Consider the following 17,492-nt stretch of genomic DNA (forward strand, 5'->3'; position numbering starts at 1 on the left):
GAGAGCCGCTTTTGCCACCGTCATTCCGGGGCACGCGTAGCGTGAACCCGGAATCCATAACCACGATCGGGAGTATGGATTCCGGGCTCGACGCTACGCGTCGCCCCGGAATGACGTGTGGAGAGAGCGGTGGCCGGACCTAATCCGGCCGGACCATCTCGAACATGTTTTCCGGCTTGATCTCGAAATAGTCGCCCCGGCGGCCGGCGCGGACGATTGGGCGGGCGGCGGCGGTCTGGTAGACGCCGTCCTTGATCATGGCCTTGTCGATATGGACCGCGACGACCTCGCCCAGCGTCAGCCAGGCATCGGCCTCCCTGCCGTCGGCGCCCTTGAGGCGGACGATGTCGGACACCTTGCACTCGAAGGCGACCGGGCTCTCAGCCACGCGCGGCACGTTGACGAGCTTGCCGGGCACGGCGGTGAGGCCGGCGACCTCGAACTCGTCGACCTCGGGGGCGACATGCGCGGCAGTCGCGTTCATGTGCCTGGCAAGATCCATGGTGGCGAGATTCCAGACGAACTCGCCGGTCTGCTTGATGTTCTCGACCGTGTCCTTCCAGTTGGTGGAGGAGAAGCCGATGATCGGCGGCACGTAAGCGAACGCGTTGAAGAAGCTGTAGGGCGCGAGGTTGACGTGGCCCCTGGTGTCGCGGGAGGAGATCCAGCCGATCGGCCGCGGCGCAATGATGGCGTTGAACGGATCGTGCTTGAGGCCGTGGCCCTTGGAGGGTTCGTAGAAGTAGAGGTCTTTGTCGGTCACGCGCTTGCTTCTCCGTTTTCCGTCATTCCGGGGCGGTCCGCAGGACCGAGCCCGGAATCTCGAGATTCCGGGTTCGATGCTTCGCATCGCCCCGGAATGACGGTCAACTCAAAACATTGATCAGTAACGCGGCGACAGACCCGCGATGACGAAATCGATCATCTGGTCGATGGTCGGGCCCGGCTTGGTGGCGCACTGGGCGATCATCTGGGGGTGGAAGAAGCGCATCATCGCCGTGGAGGCGCAGAGCGCGGCCAATTGCAGGTCCGGGGCCTCGAACTCGCCGGAGGCCGCGCCTTGCGCGATCATCTGGCCGATCACCCCGGCAATGCACTCCATATGGGCGACGCAGACGTCCCAGTCCTCCTGCATCGCGATCTCGACCATCTCATGCAGCTTGTTGTCGCCGACATAGCGCTCGGTGTTCATGCGATGGATGGTGGTGAGCAGCTCGCGGAAGCGCGGGAGCACCGGACCGGGCCTCGCCACGATCCGCTGCGCTTCGATCTCAACCTCGCCCATCAGCGAACGGGCCACCGCCTGGTGAATCGCCTTCTTCGATTCGAAGAAGCGATAGACATTGGCGGGGCTCATCCTGAGCTCCTTGGCGATGTCACCGACCGTGGTCTTCTGGTAGCCGATCTGGCGGAACAGCCGCTCGGCCACCTCGAGGATACGATCCCGGGTGTCGCCTTCGATATGTTCCGCAATCAGTGTCATCTGTCAGGACTCGTCAATCAGCACTTCTTCTCACTTATTCAGCCGCTTCAGCAAGCGGAATTGCGTGCGGGTCATCGCTCCCATGCTGCGGCGCGGCAGGCTGCTCGGGGGTGCCGGCCTCGTCCAGGCTCTTCCTGAACCACAGGGCATAGAGGCCCGGCAGGTACAGGAGTGTGAGGAAGGTCGCCACGAACAGGCCACCCATGATGGTGATCGCCATCGGGCCCCAGAACGCCGAGCGCGACAGCGGGATCATGGCGAGGATGGCGGCCAGCGCCGTCAGCACCACCGGACGGGCCCGGCGGACGGTCGCCTCCACGATCGCCTCCCGGCGCGTCAAGCCATGAGAAACGTCGGTCTCGATCTGGTCGACCAGGATGACCGCGTTGCGCATGATCATGCCGGCGAGCGCGATCAGGCCGAGCAGCGCCACGAAGCCGAACGGGGCGTTGGCGACGTTGAGGCCGAGGGATGCGCCGACGATGCCGAGCGGCGCGGTCAGGAACACCAGGATCAGGCGCGAGAAGCTCTGAAGCTGGATCATCAAGAGCGTCAGCATCACCATGACCATCACCGGGAAGAGGATGAAGATCGAGGCGTTGCCCTTGGCGGATTCCTCGAACGCACCGCCCGGCTCGATGCGGTAGGCCGGCTCGAGATGATCCTTGATCGCCTTCAGCTTCGGCGTGATCTGGTTGGTGACGTCGGGCGCCTGCACGCCGTCGACGACATCGGAGCGCACGGTGATCGCCATGTCGCGGTTGCGCCGCCACATGATCGGCTCCTCGTGGGAGTACTCGATCTTGGCAATCTGCTGCAGCGGCACGGCAACGCCATTGCGCGAGGTGATGGTGAGGTCGCCGACGCCGCCGAGGTCGAGGCGCTCGGACGGGACCGCACGGGCGACCACGCCGACCTTCTCGATGCCGTCGCGCACGGTCGTGACCTGCGAGCCCGAGATCAGCATTGCGAGCGCCTGCGACACGTCCTGCGGGGTCAGGCCCATGGCGCGGGCGCGGTCCTGGTCGACGACGAGCTTGAGGTAGGGCGACTGCTCGTTCCAGTCGAGCTGGACATCCTTGACGCTCTTGTTCTCGCGCATGACGTCGCGGACCTGGTAGGCGATCTCGCGCACCTTGTTGGCATCGGGACCGATCACGCGGAACTGCACGGGGAAGCCGACCGGCGGACCGAAGTTGAAGCGGTCGACGCGGACGCGCGCCTCGGACAGAAAACCTTCGGCAGCCGCATTTTCGATCTTGGCCTTGATGCGCTCGCGCGCCTCGACGCCCTTGGCGACGATGACGATCTCGGCGAAGGCCTCGTTCGGCAGCTGCGGGTTGAGGCCGAGCCAGAATCGGGGCGAGCCCTGGCCGACATAGGCGGTATAGGTCTCGATGTCCTGGTCGTCCTTGAGCAGCGTCTCGGCCTTCTTCACCGCCTTCTCGGTGACGTTGAAGGCCGTGCCTTCCGGCAGGCGCAGCTGGAGGAACAGCTCGGGCCGCTCCGACAGCGGGAAGAACTGCTGCTGGACATGACCGAAGCCGACGATCGAGGCGACGAAGACGCCGACGGTCGCGACCACCACCGTGATGCGGTGATTGACGCACCACTGCACGACGGCGCGCAGACCGCGATACATGCGGGTCTCATAGACCGCGTGCGGATCGTGGTTGTGGTGCACCTTGATGTTGGGCAGCAGCTTGACGCCGATATAGGGCGTGAAGATCACCGCCACGAACCAGGAGGCGACCAGCGAGATCGCCACGATCCAGAAGATGCTGCCGGCATATTCGCCGACCGCGGAATTGGCAAAGCCGATGGGGAGGAAGCCAGCGGCCGTGACCAGCGTTCCCGTGAGCATCGGAAACGCAGTGGATTCCCAGGCAAAGGATGCCGCCCGCATACGGTCCCAGCCCTGCTCCATCTTCACCACCATCATCTCGACCGCGATGATGGCGTCGTCGACGAGCAGGCCGAGCGCGATGATCAGAGCGCCGAGCGTGATGCGGTGCAGGTCGAGCGACATCGTGTTCATGACGATGAAGACGATGCCGAGCACCAGCGGCACGGAGAGCGCGACCACGATGCCGGTACGCCAGCCGAGCGCCAGGAACGAGACGAACAGCACGATGACGAGCGCCTCCATGAAGGAGTGCACGAACTCGCCGACGGCGTGCTCGACCACCTTGGGCTGGTCTGCGATGAGCTTGACATCGATGCCCTGCGGCACCGCCTTCATGAACTCGGCCGTGGCCTTCTCGACCTCCTTGCCGAGATCGAGGATGTTGGCGCCCTTGGCGGTGACGACGCCGATGCCGATCGCGGCCTTGCCTTCCTGGCGCACGACGAAGCTCGGCGGATCGACATAGCCGTGCGTGACGGTGGCGATATCCCCCAGGCGGAAGACGCGACCGTTGCTCTCGACCGGGGTCTCGGCCACGGCCTTGGCGCCGTCGAGCGCGCCGGTGACGCGCAGCGGCACGCGCTGCGAGGAGGTCTCGACCGTGCCGGCCGGGGTCACGTTGTTCTGCTTGGCAAGCGAGTCGAACAGCGCCTGCGGCGTGATGCCGAGGGTGGCGAGCTTGGCGTGGCTGAACTCGACGAAGATGCGCTCGTCCTGATTGCCGTAGACGTCGACCTTGGTCACGCCCGGCACCTTCAGGAGGCGCTGACGGAAGCCTTCGGACACCTTCTTGAGCTGGGCATAGTCGGCGCCGTCGCCGGTCATCATGTAGAGGATCGAATCGACGTCGGAGAACTCGTCGTTGACGACGGGTCCGAGGATGCCGGCGGGCAGCTGGCCCTGCACGTCAACAAGCTTCTTGCGCAGCAGATAGAAGAGGTACGGCACGTCCTTCGGCGGCGTCGAGTCGCGGAAGGTGACCTGGAGCGCGGTGAAGGCCGGCTTGGAATAGGTCTGCACCTTCTCGAAATAGGGCAGCTCCTGGATCTTCTTCTCGATGGGATCGGCGACCTGGGTCTGCATCTCCTGCGCGGTCGCGCCCGGCCAGATCACGGAGACGTTGACCACCTTCACCGTGAAGAACGGATCCTCGGCGCGGCCGAGCTTCTGATAGGAGAAGAAGCCGGCGACACCGAGCACGAGCATCAGGAACAGGACCAGCGTCGGATGGCTGACGGCCCAGGCCGAAAGGTTGAAGCGCTTCATCGCTCTCTCCGAAAAGACGATCCAGTTGCAAAAAAGACAGCCACTCAGTTCAACCCGTCGTCGCGAGGCAGCGAAGCAATCCAGGGGGCTGGGCAGGTTCTGGATCGCTTCGCCGCTTCAGCCCCAGCATTTGCGCTTGGGCCGAAACTCACCTCACACGACGAAACTCGACTTCTCTTGTCATTCCGGGATGGTCCGAAGGACCAGACCCGGAATCTCGAGATTCTCAGGTGCGCAATTGCGCACCATAGAGTTCGCCCTTCGGGGCGCCCCTAGAAAGACAGTGACGAGACGACCCGCACCCTCTGGCCCGGATCGAGCTTCTGCACGCCGAGAGCGACGATCCTGGCGCCCTCTTCGACACCGCTGGTGATGATGACGTCGTTGCTCTCGTAGGACTTCACCACCACCGGCTTCAGCGTCACCGCGCCGTTGTCGTCGACGACGTAGAAGGAGGGCTTGCCGCCTTCGTTGAACAGCGCCGACAGCGGCAGCCGCGCGACGCGCTCGGTGGCGGCGTCCGACAGCGTCAGCGTCGCGGTCATGCCGAGCGAAACCTTGTCGTCGGCCTCGGGCAGCGAGAACTTTGCGAGATAGGTGCGCGTGGCGGTATCCGCGGTGGGCGCGATCTCGCGCAGCTTGGCCGTATATTTCTTGCCCGGCTCCGACCAAAGAGTGACGCTGGCGGCGCCCGACTTGGCACGTCCGACCAGCGTCTCAGGGATCGCGACGACCGCTTCCTTCTCGGCAAAGCGGGCAACACGGATCGAAGCCTGGCCTGCGGCAACCACCTGGCCGGGCTCGATCAGCGTTGCGGTGACGACGCCACGGGCGTCGGCGTTGAGCGTCGCGTAGGAAAGGGAATTCTTGGTCAGCTCGACCGAGCGCTCGGCCCGGTTCAACCGTGCGCGGGCCTCATCGGCGGCGGCGCGGCTCGAATCCATCTGCGCGTCCGTGGTCCAGCCCTTGGCCTTCAGATCCTTGGCGCGCTGCTCGGCGGCGGCGGCCTGGGCCAGCACGCCGGTCGCCGCGGTCTGCTCGGCCACGGACTGCTCGGCCTGGAGCTTCAGGTCGACCTCGTCCAGGGTGGCGAGCGGCTGGCCGATCTCGACGGTCTGGCCGACCTCCACGAGGCGCTTGGCGACCTTGCCGGCGACACGGAAGCCGAGATCACTCTCGATCCGGGGCCTGACGGTGCCGACGAAGCTGCGCTCCGGCGTCTCTGCATCATAATGCGCGGTCGCGACCAGGACCGGCCGCGGAGGCTCGGCCTTCTCGGCGACGGTGTCATTGCACCCGGCCAGCGCAGCGGCCATCAGGGCCAGCGACACACCCGCCAAGAGCTTGGAATAGCTGGATAAAACAGACCGGACGAACATCGGAGGACACTCCTGCGACTGCAATGAGAGGAATGTCGACTAATCACTGATAAAAGTCAATAATCGTCAGTCATCAGGAAAGCGTGATCGTTAAGGGGCGGTGATCCCTGTCGCCCTGGCGAAAGCCAGGGCCCATTACCCTGAACTCGGTTGCTGGAAGAGGCCGTCTCCCCGCGTGCCCCAAGAGGAGCCGCGGAGTATGGGCCCTGGCTTTCGCCAGGGCGACGTTGGAGGAGACAGCTCGCAGCCCGGATGGGGCGCAGCGCAATCCAGGCTACACAGTCGTGAGTGGCGCTCTACCGCCCCTGCCCGGCGAACTCGTGCTTGCTGTCGTGGCCGCCGACAAACACCAAAATGCCGGCGAGCAGGGGCAGCACCGCGAGCACCAGCAGTCCGGTCGAGGTCTGGCCGGTGGCTTCCTTGACCCAGCCGATCAAATACGGCCCGCCGAAGCCGGCGAGGTTGCCGATCGAGTTGATCAGGGCGATGCCGCCGGCCGCGGCCGTGCCGGAGAGCCAGGCGGTCGGCAGCGTCCAGAACACGCCGAAGCAGCAGAACACGCCGATCGCGGCCACCGTCAGCACCACCATCGTCAGGGTGGGGTCGGTGAGATAGGAGGAGACGCCGAGCGCGACCGCGGTGAGCAGCAGCGGCGCGCCGACATGCATCACGCGCTCGCGCGTCGCATCGGAATGCCGCGCCCACAGGATCATCGCGACGGTGCCGAACAAATACGGGATCGCGGTGACGAAGCCGGTTTGGGCATTGGTGAGACCGAACGCTTTCACGATCTGCGGCAGCCAGAACTGCATGCCGTAGAGCGCGCCGACGAAGCCGAAATAGATCAGGCTGAGCGCGATCACCTTCGGCGAGGACAGCGCTTCGCCGAGCGACAGATGCTTCACCGCCTGCTTGGCGGCGATTTCGGAATCGAGCTTCGCCTTGAGCCAGGCCTTCTGCTCGGCCGAGAGCCAATCCGCCTTCTCCGGCCTGTCGGTGAGGTAGAACCAGGTGACGATGCCGAGCAGCACCGAGGGGATGCCTTCGATGATGAAGAGCCACTGCCAGCCCTTCAGCCCCATCACGCCGTCGAGCCCGAGCAAGAGGCCCGAGACCGGCGCACCGATCACGGTCGACACCGGGACGGCGATGGCGAAGGCCGCGAGGAAGCGGGCACGATATTCGGCCGGATACCAATAGGTGAGATAGAGGATGATGCCGGGGAAGAACCCGGCTTCGGCGACGCCGAGCAGGAAGCGCAGGACGTAGAAGCTCGTCACGCCGCTGACCATCGCCATCAGCGCCGAGATGATGCCCCAGGTCACCATGATGCGGGCGATCCAGCGGCTGGCGCCGAACTTCTCCAGCGCCAGATTGCTCGGCACCTCGAAGATGAAATAGCCGATGAAGAAGATGCCGGCGCCCCAGGAGAAGATCAGCGGCGTGAATTTCAGCTCCGCGTTCATGGTCAGCGCGGCGAAGCCGAGATTGACGCGGTCGAGATAGGAGAAGAAGTAGGCCAGCACCAGGAACGGGATCAGGCGCCAGGAGATGGCGCGGATGGTCGAGGTCTCGATTTCCGTCTTGGCTGTGCCGGCGGAACCGGCATAGGTCGTGGTCTGGCTCATGGCTTCCCCCCGGGGTTGTTGCTTTTATGGGCTGATCCGGGGTTTTGAGCATCGCCGCGAAAGAGTCAATGGAGCAAGCAATGCATGGGGCGCAGCCGGTCAAACCCATAGCGCCGCTTCGGACATCCCTGGTCCGGGCCGGGCTGGCGCTGGTCGTGATCGCCTGCGGACTGTCCCTGCGCTGGTACGGCTTCCCGCTCGGCCTTCCCGCCTTCGTCGTGAAGTATGGCGGCTCGCTGTTGTGGGCCACGATGGTGTTCGTGCTGGTCGGGGTTTTGCTGCCAAGGCTGTCGCGGATGCAGCTTGCAGCCATCGCGGCGGCGATCGCGGTGGTCGTCGAATTTTCCCGGCTGGTGCACACGCCGTGGCTCGATGCGTTCCGGCTGACCACCGCCGGCGCGCTGCTGCTCGGACGCATGTTCTCGCTGTGGAATCTGGTCGCCTACGCAGCTGGGATTGCGTTCGGCGTCTGGATCGATCGGCTCGTTGAGAGGCGCAGCCTCGCTCAATCCGCCAGCTGAAACCGCTCGAAGCGATCGAGCTCTTCCTCGATCACACGCTTGAGCTCCTTGCGCCCCGCGGTCTTCCTCCCCTCCCCGACCCAGGTCCATTTCTGCATCAGGAGCTTCTTCGCCTGCCGGTCGGTCTTGAGATCGAGCGCGGCGACGATCTCGTCGCCGACCAGCACCGGAAGCGCGAAATAGCCGAGCTTGCGCTTGGCCTTCGGCACATAGGCCTCGAACAGATGGTTGTAGCCGAAAATGAGACTGGTGCGTTTGCGCTGGATGATCAGGGGATCGAACGGCGAGAGGATGTGGACGAGATCGGGCGATGGCCCCTCACCGCCGGCCTCCAGCACCGCGGGCGCCCCCCAATGCTCCTGCTTGCCGGCGCCGTCGATCGCGACAGGGACGAGCTCGCCGCGACGGACGCGCGCGGCGATCAGGCGCGCGACCGCCTTCTTGCTCGGCGCGTCGAGATGGCAGACCGAATCGAGACTCACCACGCCCTGCGACCGCAGCGCACGATCGAGCAGATAGGCCGTGATGTCCTTTGCCGATGCCGGCTTCGGCAGCTTGTCCCAGCCGAAATGGCGCGTCATCAGCTCGTAGGTCTTGAGCATGCCCTGGCGCTCGCTGATGGTCACGGCGCCGGTGTAGAAGGCAAGCTGCAACGCGCGCTTCGAGGGCTTGCGGCTCTGCCACAGATGCTCCTTCTCGGTGAGCACGTCGTCCTCGATGTCGCGGATCGTCAGCGGCGCGGCGCGCACCAGCCGCATCACCTTGCGCGTGTCGGCCGGCTTCACCGAGGCGAACCATTTGTGCCCTTCGCGCCGGTGCTCGCGCATCGCCGGCAGGAAGAAGCGGAAATCGTTCGAAGGGATGTAGGATAGCGCATGGGTCCAGTATTCGAACACGCTCCTGTCGACGCTCTGGGCCTGGCGCAGATCGGCGCGGCGGTAGGACGGAATGCGGCTGAACAGGATGTGGTGGTGGCAGCGCTCGATGACGTTGATGGTGTCGATCTGCACGTAGCCGAGATGAGCGGTCGCATCCGCAACGGCCTGCGCACCCTCGCCGAACGGGGTGCGCTCATCAAGCCGCTGGGCGTGCAGCCAGATCTGCCGGGCCTGTGTCGTGGTGAGTGGGATCGGTTTGGGCGCGCGTGACATTGCAGGAAGCAATGTAGCGGGATTCGCACCGGGAGAAAGCAGCGGACCAGGAGCAACAAAAGAAAATGCCGCGCTGCCATCTGCTGACAGCGCGGCCGTTCGGCATGAACGAGGCCTACTTCGCCATCATGGCCTTCTGCGACTTCATGTAATGCATGCAGCCGCTCTTCATTTTGCCGTTGCTCATGTCGGTGTTGGCCATGGCCATTTCCTTGTTGGCCGCCATCTTGGCCGGCGTGTCGGCGGTGCCCATCATCATGGCCGTCGATTTCATCATGTTCTCGCCGGTGCACGCCATCATGGCGGCGGAGGCGGGAGACAACGAAAGAGTGAACGCGACAAAAGCTGCGGTCGTGAGCAACATCTTCATGGAAAAGTCTCCTCCGTAAAACGAAACCGGCGTCATGCCGGCCTTCGCAATTACGTATTCTCTCGCGCGGACGTTTCGCGGCGAAGACAATTTTCTTGCTGCGCTGCGAAGACGAAGGGCCTCAACGGCCGTCTTTCGGCGCTCTGGGCCGATCGCTGAGGCTACCGGTGGCGATATCGGGCTCGCACGAGGCCTTGCCGCGCCCCTCCGCCTGGCAGCGGTAGACGTTGCCGGTGAGACGGTCGACCAGCCACATGTTCTCGTCGTTCGGCCCGTCGAGGCCGACATAGCGGGAGGTCAGGCCCGTGATCAGGGTCGACAGCAGGATCGCCACCGCGATCATCGCCGCGCCGATATAGATGGGCATGGAGCTCAGGGACACAGACCGATCCGGCGGGCCGCTGCGATAGGACTGATAATCACTCGGCCTCGGCACTGGATGGAACTCGGCTCCCCTTCGTCTGCGGTTGATGGCGAAGAACTCTGCTAGGCTTGCATCTGGCCGATTTCTTGTTCGCGAGCGGGCCCTGCGGAGACGGCTTTGCGGCCATCGGTGTGCAAGGGTTTCCAAAGCGGAAGCGGCCCGGGATCGAGCTGCCTTCACGCATCGCCGTTCGCCGAACTACCGCCGGAACAGGCCGCCCATCATGTGGCCGAACAAGCCGCCCGGCCCGCCCATGCCACCGCCACCGCCGTGAGCACGGCGGCCGCCACCACCGGACGCGCGGCGACGGGCGAGTTCGTCCTCGGACTCGTCGGAGGCGGTAACGCGGGCAGAGACGATCTCGGACTGCATCGCCTTGTGCTGAAGCTTGTTGAGATAGCCGGTCGTGGGATAGCCGCGCGCCGCCTGCCAGCGCTTGATCACGGTGCGAGTCTCCTCGTCGAACTTGCCGGTCGCCCTGACGTCGAAACCGAGGCCGGTGAGGCGGCGCTGCACGTCGCGGCGCTGGTTCTTGTCGAGACCGATCTGGTCTTCGGAGACCTGGTCGGCCGTATCCGTGAAGGTCGCGGGATCGACGCCGGCAGTGAGGTTGCGCGTCGTCGTCGAGGGGCCGTCCTGGAGCGCGGCAATGCGGGCGAGCGCCAGCGGCTTGAAGGTGCCGTTCGGATAGTTGGTGAGGTAGGCGTTGAGCTCCTCGACCTTGTTGGTGTCCTTGATCGAGCGCCAGAACTCGAGCTCGACCTCGCCGGCCTGCGCGACGACGGATGCCGACGCTGCGGCATCGGGCGCTGCCATGGCCGCCGGATTGAGATAGACCGTGCCGGTGAGATTGGTGTGGCCCCAAGGCAGCTGCGCCTTGTTGGTCTCGTCGTTGACCTGGGCCCGGACCCTGGTCATCGCTTGCTGGATCTCGATGCCGGGCTGGGCGATATTGGCGAGAAGCGCGCGGGTGAACGGGCTGTTGGTGCCGGCTTCGCCGTCGAGCGCGGTCTGGCCGGGGCCGGTTGCGAACGCGATCAGCGTGCCCTCGCCCGACTTCATCTCGGCAAGGCCGCTCGCGACATTGACCGACCGCGTCGCCCTGGCCGAGCGGATCTTTGCGGCGAAGGGATTGTCGCGGCAGGCATCGAGGAACACCAGCTTCACCTTGGCATCCGCCATGGTCTGCTCCAGCGTCAGATCGACGTTGATGGCAGCGCCCAGCTTGACGTCCATCTCGGATTTGAGGTCGGCGTCGACAGGCAGCAGGTAATTGGTGCCGTTCACAGCGATGCCGTGGCCGGCATAAAAGAAAAGCGCCACATCGGCGCCTTCGCTCTTCTTGCCGAACTCGAGCAGCTTCGCCGTCATGGCGTCGCGGCTGAGGTTGCTGCCCTCGACCACGTCGAAGCCGACATTGCGCAGCACCCGTGCCATCGACCTGGCGTCGATCGCGGGGTTTGGAAGCTGTGGGACATTCTTGTAGGCGGCGTTGCCGACCACGAAGGCAACGCGCTTGTCGGCGAACGCCGCGTTACCGCTGAAGACGAAGGCTGCGAAGGACACTGCCGCGATCAGGAAACGCATGGTCTTTCTCCAGAGATCAAGAACCACCGACGCCCCCAGTGTGATCTCTTCCACGGAAGAGAAATGTGATTTAGATCACGTTTGGGTCGTGAAGGATCGAACCGGCCTCAAAGAAGACGCGACGATAATTGCTGGCCTGCCGAGCCTGACCTTCCCTCCGGAAGCAAAGCAGCCCGGTCGCGCACTCCGAAACGGCGCAAAGTGCGCTAGGATGAGCCCGCAGGCTCCTGCAGCCACCGTGACCAGGATCACATCGGGGGCTTTGAACCTGCCCTATGCTCGCAGCATCAAATCGTCATCAGGCGTAACAGCGAGGATACCACAATGACCCGTTTTGATAAGTTTTTTGCACTGAAGGCGATTACGCTCACGGCCGCGCTGTCAATGACGGCGGGCCTGGCACTGGCCGGCGACAACAACATCTCTTCCGACAAGATCCTGGATGCGTTGAAGCCGAAGCCGGTGACCCGCGGTCTGTCCGCCGGTCCGCAGGCCGATCCGGCGGTGCAGGCCAAGGAAGCGACGTTCCTGAACACCGTGCGCAACCGCTCGACCCGGTCGCTCTCGACCGGCGAACGCGAGCAGATCGCCGAGTTGGCTGCGACCAAGCCGAAGATCGATCTGGAGATCCAGTTCGACTACAACTCGGCCGACATCGCCAAGACGTCGGTGCCGTCGGTGCAGGCGCTCGGCAAGGCGCTCTCCGACCCGGCGCTGAAGGGCTCGACCTTCGTGGTCGCCGGACACACCGACGCGATCGGCGGCGAAGAGTACAACCAAGGGCTCTCCGAACGTCGGGCCGACACCATCAAGAAGTACCTGGTGCAGAACTACGGCCTCAACGGCACCGATCTCGTCACCGTCGGCTACGGCAAGACCAAGCTGAAGGATACCGCCAACGGCGCCGACCCGATCAACCGCCGCGTTCAGGTCGTCAACATGGACACCAAGACCGCGTCGAAATGATCTAGAGCATGATCCGGACCCGGAGGGCCGCGCTAGCGCAAAGTGCGCAGCGGCTTTCCGAAAAGACCATGCTCAGACAATGAACTACAGCGCGATGACGATTCATTTCAATCTCATCGCGCTGTAGTGCCGACCCACCGCCCGCCGCCCGCGCGGCAGGCGGACCCCGGCTCAGACCGGCACCGCTGCGGCGAGTGCCTCCCGCACCAAGCGCGCAAGCTCCGCCTTGCGGTAAGGCTTTTCAAGGATCGGGGCGCCCTGCCGGACGTGACCGTTCGCCGCCAGTGTTTCGAGGGCGTAACCCGACGTCAGCAGCACGCGCATCTCGGGCCTTGCCTTGCGCGCGAGCCCTGCAAGCTCCCAGCCGTTCACGCCTCCGGGCATCACGACATCGGTGAACAGCAGGTCGATGTGCGGCGCTGCGGCGAGCGTCTGGAGCGCCTCCTTCCGTCGACCGCGGAGATCACCCTGTAGCCCAGGCTCTCCAGGCTCATCACCGCATAGGAGCGGACGAACGGATCGTCCTCGACCACCAGCACGGTTTCGGAGCCGCTCTGCACCACGTCCTTCTCGACCGCCAGCGGCGCGCTCTGCGTCTTCGCCAGCACGGCCGGAAGATAGATCCGCACGGTCGTCCCCAGGCCCGGTTCGCTGTAGATCGTGACATGGCCGTTGGATTGCTTGACGAAGCCGTAGACCATGCTGAGCCCGAGCCCACTGCCCTTGCCGACCTCCTTGGTGGTGAAGAAGGGCTCGAACGCCCGCTCCAGCACCCGCCTCGGCATGCCGGAACCGGTGTCGGTCACGGCGATCACGATATACTCGCCCGGCCCGACGTCGGGATGCGTGTTGTGATCGCCCACATCGAGCGATGCGTTCGCCGTCGAGATGGTCAGGCGCCCGCCTGATACCATCGCGTCCTGAGCGTTGAGCGCGAGGTTGAGGATCGCCGATTCGAGCTGCACCGGATCGGCGAAGGCCTGCCGCAGCGCGGGATCGAAATTCGTGGAGATCTCGATATCCTCGCGAAGGGTCCGTCGCAGCAGCTTGTGCATGGACTCGACGAGCTTGCTGCATTCGGTCTCCACCGGCCGCAGCAGCTGCTTGCGGCTGAAGGCGAGCAGGCGCTGCGTCAGCTCCGCGCCGCGCTCGCCGGCGCTACAGATGTCGTCGGCAAGCCGCTTCAAATCCCCTCGCGCCACCAACTGCTCGGCCAGATGTTCGGCGTTGCCGACGATCACGGTGAGGAGATTGTTGAAATCGTGAGCGATGCCGCCGGAGAGCTGCCCGACCCCGCCTCCATCTTCTGCGCCTGCATCAGCTGGGCCTCGGTACGCTTGCGATCAGTCAGGTCATGGATCATGCCGACGAAGATGGACGAGCCGTCCTGCTTGGCCTCGCCGACCGAAAGATCCATCGGGAAGGTCGAGCCGTCCTTGCGCCGGCCCACCACCTCGCGGCCGATGCCGATGATCTTCTTCTCGCCGGTGGCGACGAAATTGCGAATATAACCATCATGAGCGGTAGGGCTCCGGCATCAACATCCGAACGTTCTCTCCGAGGACCTCGTCGGCGTGATATTTGAAGAGGCTCTCGCAGGCCGGATTGAACTTCAGGATGATGCCGTCGGAATCGATCAGGATTACGCCATCGACGGCGGTATCGACGACCGCGCGCAGCCGTGCCGCGCTCTCGCGCAGCTCCCGCTCCACCCGCTCGCGCCCGGTGAGGTCGTGAATGATGCCGACGAAGATCGACTCTTCCCCGGCCCGCTTGGTCTCACCGACCGAGAGATGCATCAGGAAGGTCGAGCCGTCCTTGCGCTGACCCACCACCTCGCGGCCGATACCGATGATCTTGCGGTCGCCGGTCGTGTGATAATTGTGCAGGTATCCGTCATGAGCGTCGCGGTAGGACGGCGGCATCAAGACCTTGACGTTCCGGCCTATCACCTCGTCCGCGGAATAGCCGAACAGGCCTTCGCAGGCCGGATTGAACATCAGGATGGTTCCGCGGGCGTCGATCAGGATCACGCCGTCGACCGCGGTATCGACGACGGCGCGCAGCCAGTCGGCGTTGGATTGATCCGGTCTGGCGATGCGCTCCGCCGTTCCCACCTGCCGCCTCTCCGATTCCGAAGATCGCGGCCAGTCCACACGCGCTGATTGATTCAGGCAAGAGAATTCTACCGGGCCTATGCACGCGAGCGGGCACTAGTACCCGGAATCAGAGCTGAGTGATACGGCGGCCTTTGAAACGGCGTTGACGGACCTTTTTCTTGGTCCAGACGAAGGGCTCGGCTCTGTCGTTGTATGCGTTGACGTAGGCATCGATGTGTTCCTGAAGCTGCTTGAGGCTCGTGAAGGAGGTGCCGCTGAGCGACTGCCCCTGCAAGATGGAAAACCATACTTCGACCTGATTGAGCCATGACGCACTTGTCGGCGTGAAATGAAATTGCACGTTGGGGTGGGCCTTGAGCCAGTCCTCGTTCTTTTTATGGGTGTTGAGGTTGTCGAGGATGACGTGAAGCTTGCGGTTCGGAAAAGTCGCGGTGACGCTGTTCATGAAATCGAGAAACTCGACGCGGCGCCGGCGTTTTGAATGGGTCGCGATGATCTTTCCGGTGGCGACTTCGAGCGCCGCAAACAATGTTGTGGTGCCATGCCGCTTGTAATCGTGGCTTTGGCCGGTTAAGGCGCGGCCATTGGGCAACTTCAGATAACCCTGCGCTCGCTCCAAAGCCTGGATCGAGGGCTTCTCGTCCACGCACAGCACAATGGCCTTCGCCGGCGGCGCGACATAGAGGCCGACAACATCGGCGGCTTTGGCCGTAAAGTTCGGGTCGTTGCTCTCGCACCAGGACTTGCGAGCCACCAGGTCAATCTTGTGGCTGCGCAGGAACCGCCAGACATATTGGACATCGACATCGCCCAGCGCCTCGGCCAGCAGGGGGCCGGTCCAGCGCGCAAACCCTTGCGGTGGCGGCTTATCCAGCAGCTTCAGAATCCGCTTGTCGGTCGTCTTCGTATAGATCGGCTGCTTGCCAGGCCGCGGCTTGTCTTGCAGCCCTTCAAGGCCATGGTCGGCATAGCGATGCCGCCAAAGGCTGACAATCCGCGGCTGGACCCCAACTTCCTTGGCGATCGACCGGGTGCTGCGCCCATCCGCCGCCAACAGAACTATCCGCGCCCGCTTCAAATCGCGCTGCAACGTCACCGGTGAGCGACAGCACGCCTCAAGCACCTTGCGATCTTTCCTCGAAAGGTGGACTTCTCTTGCTTCGGGTATCATCCCGACCTTGAATCACGACTCACGTTCCAAGAAAAGTGGGTACTAGATCCAGCTCTGGAACAGCATCAGCCGGTTGAAGCCCTGCATCGACGTTCCGATGAAGGCTGCGGAGATCGGCAGCATGATCGCAAATCCGATCGCGGCGAGGCCGACATAGGCCCACAGCAGCCAGCGCGGCAGGCCGTTCCGGCGCAGCACATAGACCAGCGCAAGCGACGCCGCGGTCGCGGCCGGCAGATAATAGTAGATGAAACCCAGCGTGCGCGGCAGCAGCGCCCAGGCGAGCCACGGGCCGAAATAGAACGCCGCGATCAGGAACGCGTCCCAGCGGCGCGCGACGACGACGTCGCGCAGCACGATCGCGAGCGCGGCCAGCGCCGGCCACAGCACCAGCGGGTTGCCGAGGAAGACGATAGCCGACACGCTGTCCTCCGCCGTCTTGTCGAACAGGAACCACACCGGGCGGGCGAGCAGCGGCCAGGATGGCCACGAGCTCATGTAGGTGTGGCCGGCGATCGCAGTGGTGGTGTTGTCGGCAAAGATCCGGCGCTGCCCCTCGATCAGATCGGGCAGCGACAATCCATAGAGCGGAATGAAAGCGGCAAGATATGTCATCGCCGGCAGCACCGCGAAGCAGAGCGCGACATGCGGCGCCCTGAAGTCGGGCCAGAGGTCGGGCCGATACCAATCGTCCGGCCTTGCGTCGGCGAACAGCGTGCGCCAGCCCTGCATCAGGCGGATCACCGCGACGATGACGATGCAGATGCCGAGCGGAAACAGGCCGCTCCATTTGCAGGCCGCAGCACAGCCGAACAGGCCGCCCGCGAGCGCGAACAGCGCATGCGGCCGTTCCCTGCGAAAGCCATGCATGAAGGCGGCGGTCGCGAGCAGTCCGAAGCCGAGCGCGAAGATGTCGAGCATCGCGATGCGCGCCTGCACGTAGAGCATCTGGTTGAAGGCCGCGATCAGCGCCGCGGCGATCGCGGGCCCTTGCGCGGCAAACAGCGCGAGGCCGCACAGATAGATCGCGACGATCGCAAGCGCGCCAAACAAGGTCGCCGGATAGCGCCAGCCGAGCGCGTTATCGCCGAACGTCGCAATCGACGCGGCGATCAGCTCCTTGGCCAGCGGCGGATGCATCGGATTGAGCATCGGCTGCGACATCACCGGCGCAAGCATCTGCCGCGCCGCCGGGACGTAATGCACCTCGTCGAAAACGAACTTCTCCGGCGCGGTAAGACCGATCAGCAGCGCCAGATGCGCCATCAGGAAAATTGCGACAGCAATCACTGCGCTCCGCGACATCTTCGGAACCGCAGGCAATTCAAGCGGCTTTTGTGGGGATGTTTTGCGTGGCAAATCTGCTTCACCGCGGAGAAAACTATGGATGACGCTTTTCATTGAACGCATTCTGCCGCAACTGTCACTAAGCATAGCGCATGTCCCGCGCCGCTTGTGATAATTTCGCCACATCGCAAGCGCGCGCGATCCGGTACGATCAGGGACACATCGATCGGTTG

General features: G+C 64.1%; 17 protein-coding genes. 2 read left to right on the forward strand and 15 right to left on the reverse strand.

Annotation, left to right across the window (positions count from 1 at the left end; translation table 11 throughout):
• Positions 1 to 139 precede the first annotated feature (139 nt).
• From AB5K84_RS35175 to AB5K84_RS35195, 5 genes are all read right to left on the reverse strand, one after another.
• The gene (locus AB5K84_RS35175) at positions 140 to 763 is read right to left on the reverse strand and encodes a flavin reductase family protein (protein ID WP_028175067.1); all 624 of its coding nucleotides are present in this window, start codon (positions 761 to 763) and stop codon (positions 140 to 142) included.
• Positions 764 to 883: 120 nt separating this feature from the next.
• Positions 884 to 1,483: a TetR/AcrR family transcriptional regulator gene (locus tag AB5K84_RS35180; protein WP_011085211.1), complete on the reverse strand. Its 600-nt coding sequence runs from the start codon at positions 1,481 to 1,483 to the stop codon at positions 884 to 886.
• Between the two features lie 34 nt (positions 1,484 to 1,517).
• On the reverse strand, positions 1,518 to 4,655 hold the full coding sequence (locus AB5K84_RS35185; RefSeq protein ID WP_011085210.1) for an efflux RND transporter permease subunit: 3,138 nt from the start codon (positions 4,653 to 4,655) through the stop codon (positions 1,518 to 1,520).
• Between the two features lie 272 nt (positions 4,656 to 4,927).
• Complete coding sequence (locus AB5K84_RS35190; RefSeq protein ID WP_011085209.1) at positions 4,928 to 6,034, reverse strand: efflux RND transporter periplasmic adaptor subunit; 1,107 nt, start codon at positions 6,032 to 6,034, stop codon at positions 4,928 to 4,930.
• A 296-nt stretch (positions 6,035 to 6,330) separates the two neighbouring features.
• A complete protein-coding gene (locus tag AB5K84_RS35195; protein ID WP_011085208.1) occupies positions 6,331 to 7,662 on the reverse strand; it encodes an MFS transporter in 1,332 nt (443 codons plus the stop codon).
• An 80-nt stretch (positions 7,663 to 7,742) separates the two neighbouring features.
• Between AB5K84_RS35195 and AB5K84_RS35200 the strand changes: the two genes are divergently transcribed.
• Entirely contained in the window at positions 7,743 to 8,183 is a 441-nt protein-coding gene (locus AB5K84_RS35200; protein ID WP_038967386.1) for a ribosomal maturation YjgA family protein, read from the forward strand.
• On the opposite strand, the gene AB5K84_RS35205 is transcribed toward AB5K84_RS35200, so the two are convergent.
• The 4 genes from AB5K84_RS35205 to AB5K84_RS35220 all read right to left on the reverse strand — a co-directional run bounded on the left by AB5K84_RS35205 (position 8,168) and on the right by AB5K84_RS35220 (position 11,715).
• Positions 8,168 to 9,334: a winged helix-turn-helix domain-containing protein gene (locus tag AB5K84_RS35205; protein ID WP_011085206.1), complete on the reverse strand. Its 1,167-nt coding sequence runs from the start codon at positions 9,332 to 9,334 to the stop codon at positions 8,168 to 8,170. The genes AB5K84_RS35200 and AB5K84_RS35205 overlap by 16 nt on opposite strands.
• Positions 9,335 to 9,449: 115 nt before the next feature.
• Complete coding sequence (locus tag AB5K84_RS35210) at positions 9,450 to 9,704, reverse strand: hypothetical protein (RefSeq protein WP_038967382.1); 255 nt, start codon at positions 9,702 to 9,704, stop codon at positions 9,450 to 9,452.
• A 121-nt stretch (positions 9,705 to 9,825) separates the two neighbouring features.
• Complete coding sequence (locus AB5K84_RS35215; RefSeq protein WP_028175072.1) at positions 9,826 to 10,071, reverse strand: hypothetical protein; 246 nt, start codon at positions 10,069 to 10,071, stop codon at positions 9,826 to 9,828.
• A 255-nt stretch (positions 10,072 to 10,326) separates the two neighbouring features.
• Positions 10,327 to 11,715 (reverse strand): caspase family protein, encoded by a 1,389-nt coding sequence (locus tag AB5K84_RS35220; protein ID WP_038967381.1) that lies wholly within the window; start codon positions 11,713 to 11,715, stop codon positions 10,327 to 10,329.
• A 324-nt stretch (positions 11,716 to 12,039) separates the two neighbouring features.
• Between AB5K84_RS35220 and AB5K84_RS35225 the strand changes: the two genes are divergently transcribed.
• Positions 12,040 to 12,681 carry an OmpA family protein gene (locus AB5K84_RS35225; RefSeq protein WP_011085204.1) on the forward strand — a complete coding sequence of 214 codons (642 nt, stop codon included), beginning with the start codon at positions 12,040 to 12,042 and terminating at the stop codon, positions 12,679 to 12,681.
• A gap of 171 nt (positions 12,682 to 12,852) precedes the next feature.
• On the opposite strand, the gene AB5K84_RS35230 is transcribed toward AB5K84_RS35225, so the two are convergent.
• The 6 genes from AB5K84_RS35230 to AB5K84_RS35255 all read right to left on the reverse strand — a co-directional run bounded on the left by AB5K84_RS35230 (position 12,853) and on the right by AB5K84_RS35255 (position 17,445).
• Positions 12,853 to 13,065: a hypothetical protein gene (locus tag AB5K84_RS35230; protein WP_236842197.1), complete on the reverse strand. Its 213-nt coding sequence runs from the start codon at positions 13,063 to 13,065 to the stop codon at positions 12,853 to 12,855.
• Positions 13,065 to 13,922 carry an ATP-binding protein gene (locus AB5K84_RS35235; protein ID WP_011085202.1) on the reverse strand — a complete coding sequence of 286 codons (858 nt, stop codon included), beginning with the start codon at positions 13,920 to 13,922 and terminating at the stop codon, positions 13,065 to 13,067. The genes AB5K84_RS35230 and AB5K84_RS35235 overlap by 1 nt, the downstream gene beginning before the upstream one ends.
• Entirely contained in the window at positions 13,919 to 14,188 is a 270-nt protein-coding gene (locus AB5K84_RS35240; protein ID WP_082901024.1) for a PAS domain S-box protein, read from the reverse strand. The genes AB5K84_RS35235 and AB5K84_RS35240 overlap by 4 nt, the downstream gene beginning before the upstream one ends.
• 7 nt (positions 14,189 to 14,195) lie before the next feature.
• Positions 14,196 to 14,798 carry a PAS domain-containing protein gene (locus AB5K84_RS35245; RefSeq protein WP_197982522.1) on the reverse strand — a complete coding sequence of 201 codons (603 nt, stop codon included), beginning with the start codon at positions 14,796 to 14,798 and terminating at the stop codon, positions 14,196 to 14,198.
• Between the two features lie 109 nt (positions 14,799 to 14,907).
• Complete coding sequence (locus tag AB5K84_RS35250) at positions 14,908 to 15,972, reverse strand: IS630-like element ISRj1 family transposase (protein WP_011084514.1); 1,065 nt, start codon at positions 15,970 to 15,972, stop codon at positions 14,908 to 14,910.
• Positions 15,973 to 16,014: 42 nt separating this feature from the next.
• Positions 16,015 to 17,445 (reverse strand): phospholipid carrier-dependent glycosyltransferase, encoded by a 1,431-nt coding sequence (locus AB5K84_RS35255; protein ID WP_011085199.1) that lies wholly within the window; start codon positions 17,443 to 17,445, stop codon positions 16,015 to 16,017.
• Between the last annotated feature and the right edge of the window lie 47 nt (positions 17,446 to 17,492).

The organism is Bradyrhizobium sp. 1200_D9_N1_1, from assembly GCF_052075915.1.
In the GTDB taxonomy this organism is placed as follows: Bacteria; Pseudomonadota; Alphaproteobacteria; order Rhizobiales; family Xanthobacteraceae; genus Bradyrhizobium; species Bradyrhizobium diazoefficiens.

What these genes read in the sequence shown, in the direction of transcription:
- AB5K84_RS35180 (WP_011085211.1), bottom strand. Translation starts at nt 1,483, where the DNA reads ATGACACTGATTGCGGAACATATCGAAGGCGACACCCGGGATCGTATC.
- AB5K84_RS35185 (WP_011085210.1), bottom strand. Translation starts at nt 4,655, where the DNA reads ATGAAGCGCTTCAACCTTTCGGCCTGGGCCGTCAGCCATCCGACGCTG.
- AB5K84_RS35190 (WP_011085209.1), bottom strand. Translation starts at nt 6,034, where the DNA reads ATGTTCGTCCGGTCTGTTTTATCCAGCTATTCCAAGCTCTTGGCGGGT.
- AB5K84_RS35195 (WP_011085208.1), bottom strand. Translation starts at nt 7,662, where the DNA reads ATGAGCCAGACCACGACCTATGCCGGTTCCGCCGGCACAGCCAAGACG.
- AB5K84_RS35200 (WP_038967386.1), top strand. Translation starts at nt 7,743, where the DNA reads ATGCATGGGGCGCAGCCGGTCAAACCCATAGCGCCGCTTCGGACATCC.
- AB5K84_RS35205 (WP_011085206.1), bottom strand. Translation starts at nt 9,334, where the DNA reads ATGTCACGCGCGCCCAAACCGATCCCACTCACCACGACACAGGCCCGG.
- AB5K84_RS35210 (WP_038967382.1), bottom strand. Translation starts at nt 9,704, where the DNA reads ATGAAGATGTTGCTCACGACCGCAGCTTTTGTCGCGTTCACTCTTTCG.
- AB5K84_RS35215 (WP_028175072.1), bottom strand. Translation starts at nt 10,071, where the DNA reads ATGCCCATCTATATCGGCGCGGCGATGATCGCGGTGGCGATCCTGCTG.
- AB5K84_RS35220 (WP_038967381.1), bottom strand. Translation starts at nt 11,715, where the DNA reads ATGCGTTTCCTGATCGCGGCAGTGTCCTTCGCAGCCTTCGTCTTCAGC.
- AB5K84_RS35225 (WP_011085204.1), top strand. Translation starts at nt 12,040, where the DNA reads ATGACCCGTTTTGATAAGTTTTTTGCACTGAAGGCGATTACGCTCACG.
- AB5K84_RS35230 (WP_236842197.1), bottom strand. Translation starts at nt 13,065, where the DNA reads ATGCCCGGAGGCGTGAACGGCTGGGAGCTTGCAGGGCTCGCGCGCAAG.
- AB5K84_RS35250 (WP_011084514.1), bottom strand. Translation starts at nt 15,972, where the DNA reads ATGATACCCGAAGCAAGAGAAGTCCACCTTTCGAGGAAAGATCGCAAG.
- AB5K84_RS35255 (WP_011085199.1), bottom strand. Translation starts at nt 17,445, where the DNA reads ATGTGGCGAAATTATCACAAGCGGCGCGGGACATGCGCTATGCTTAGT.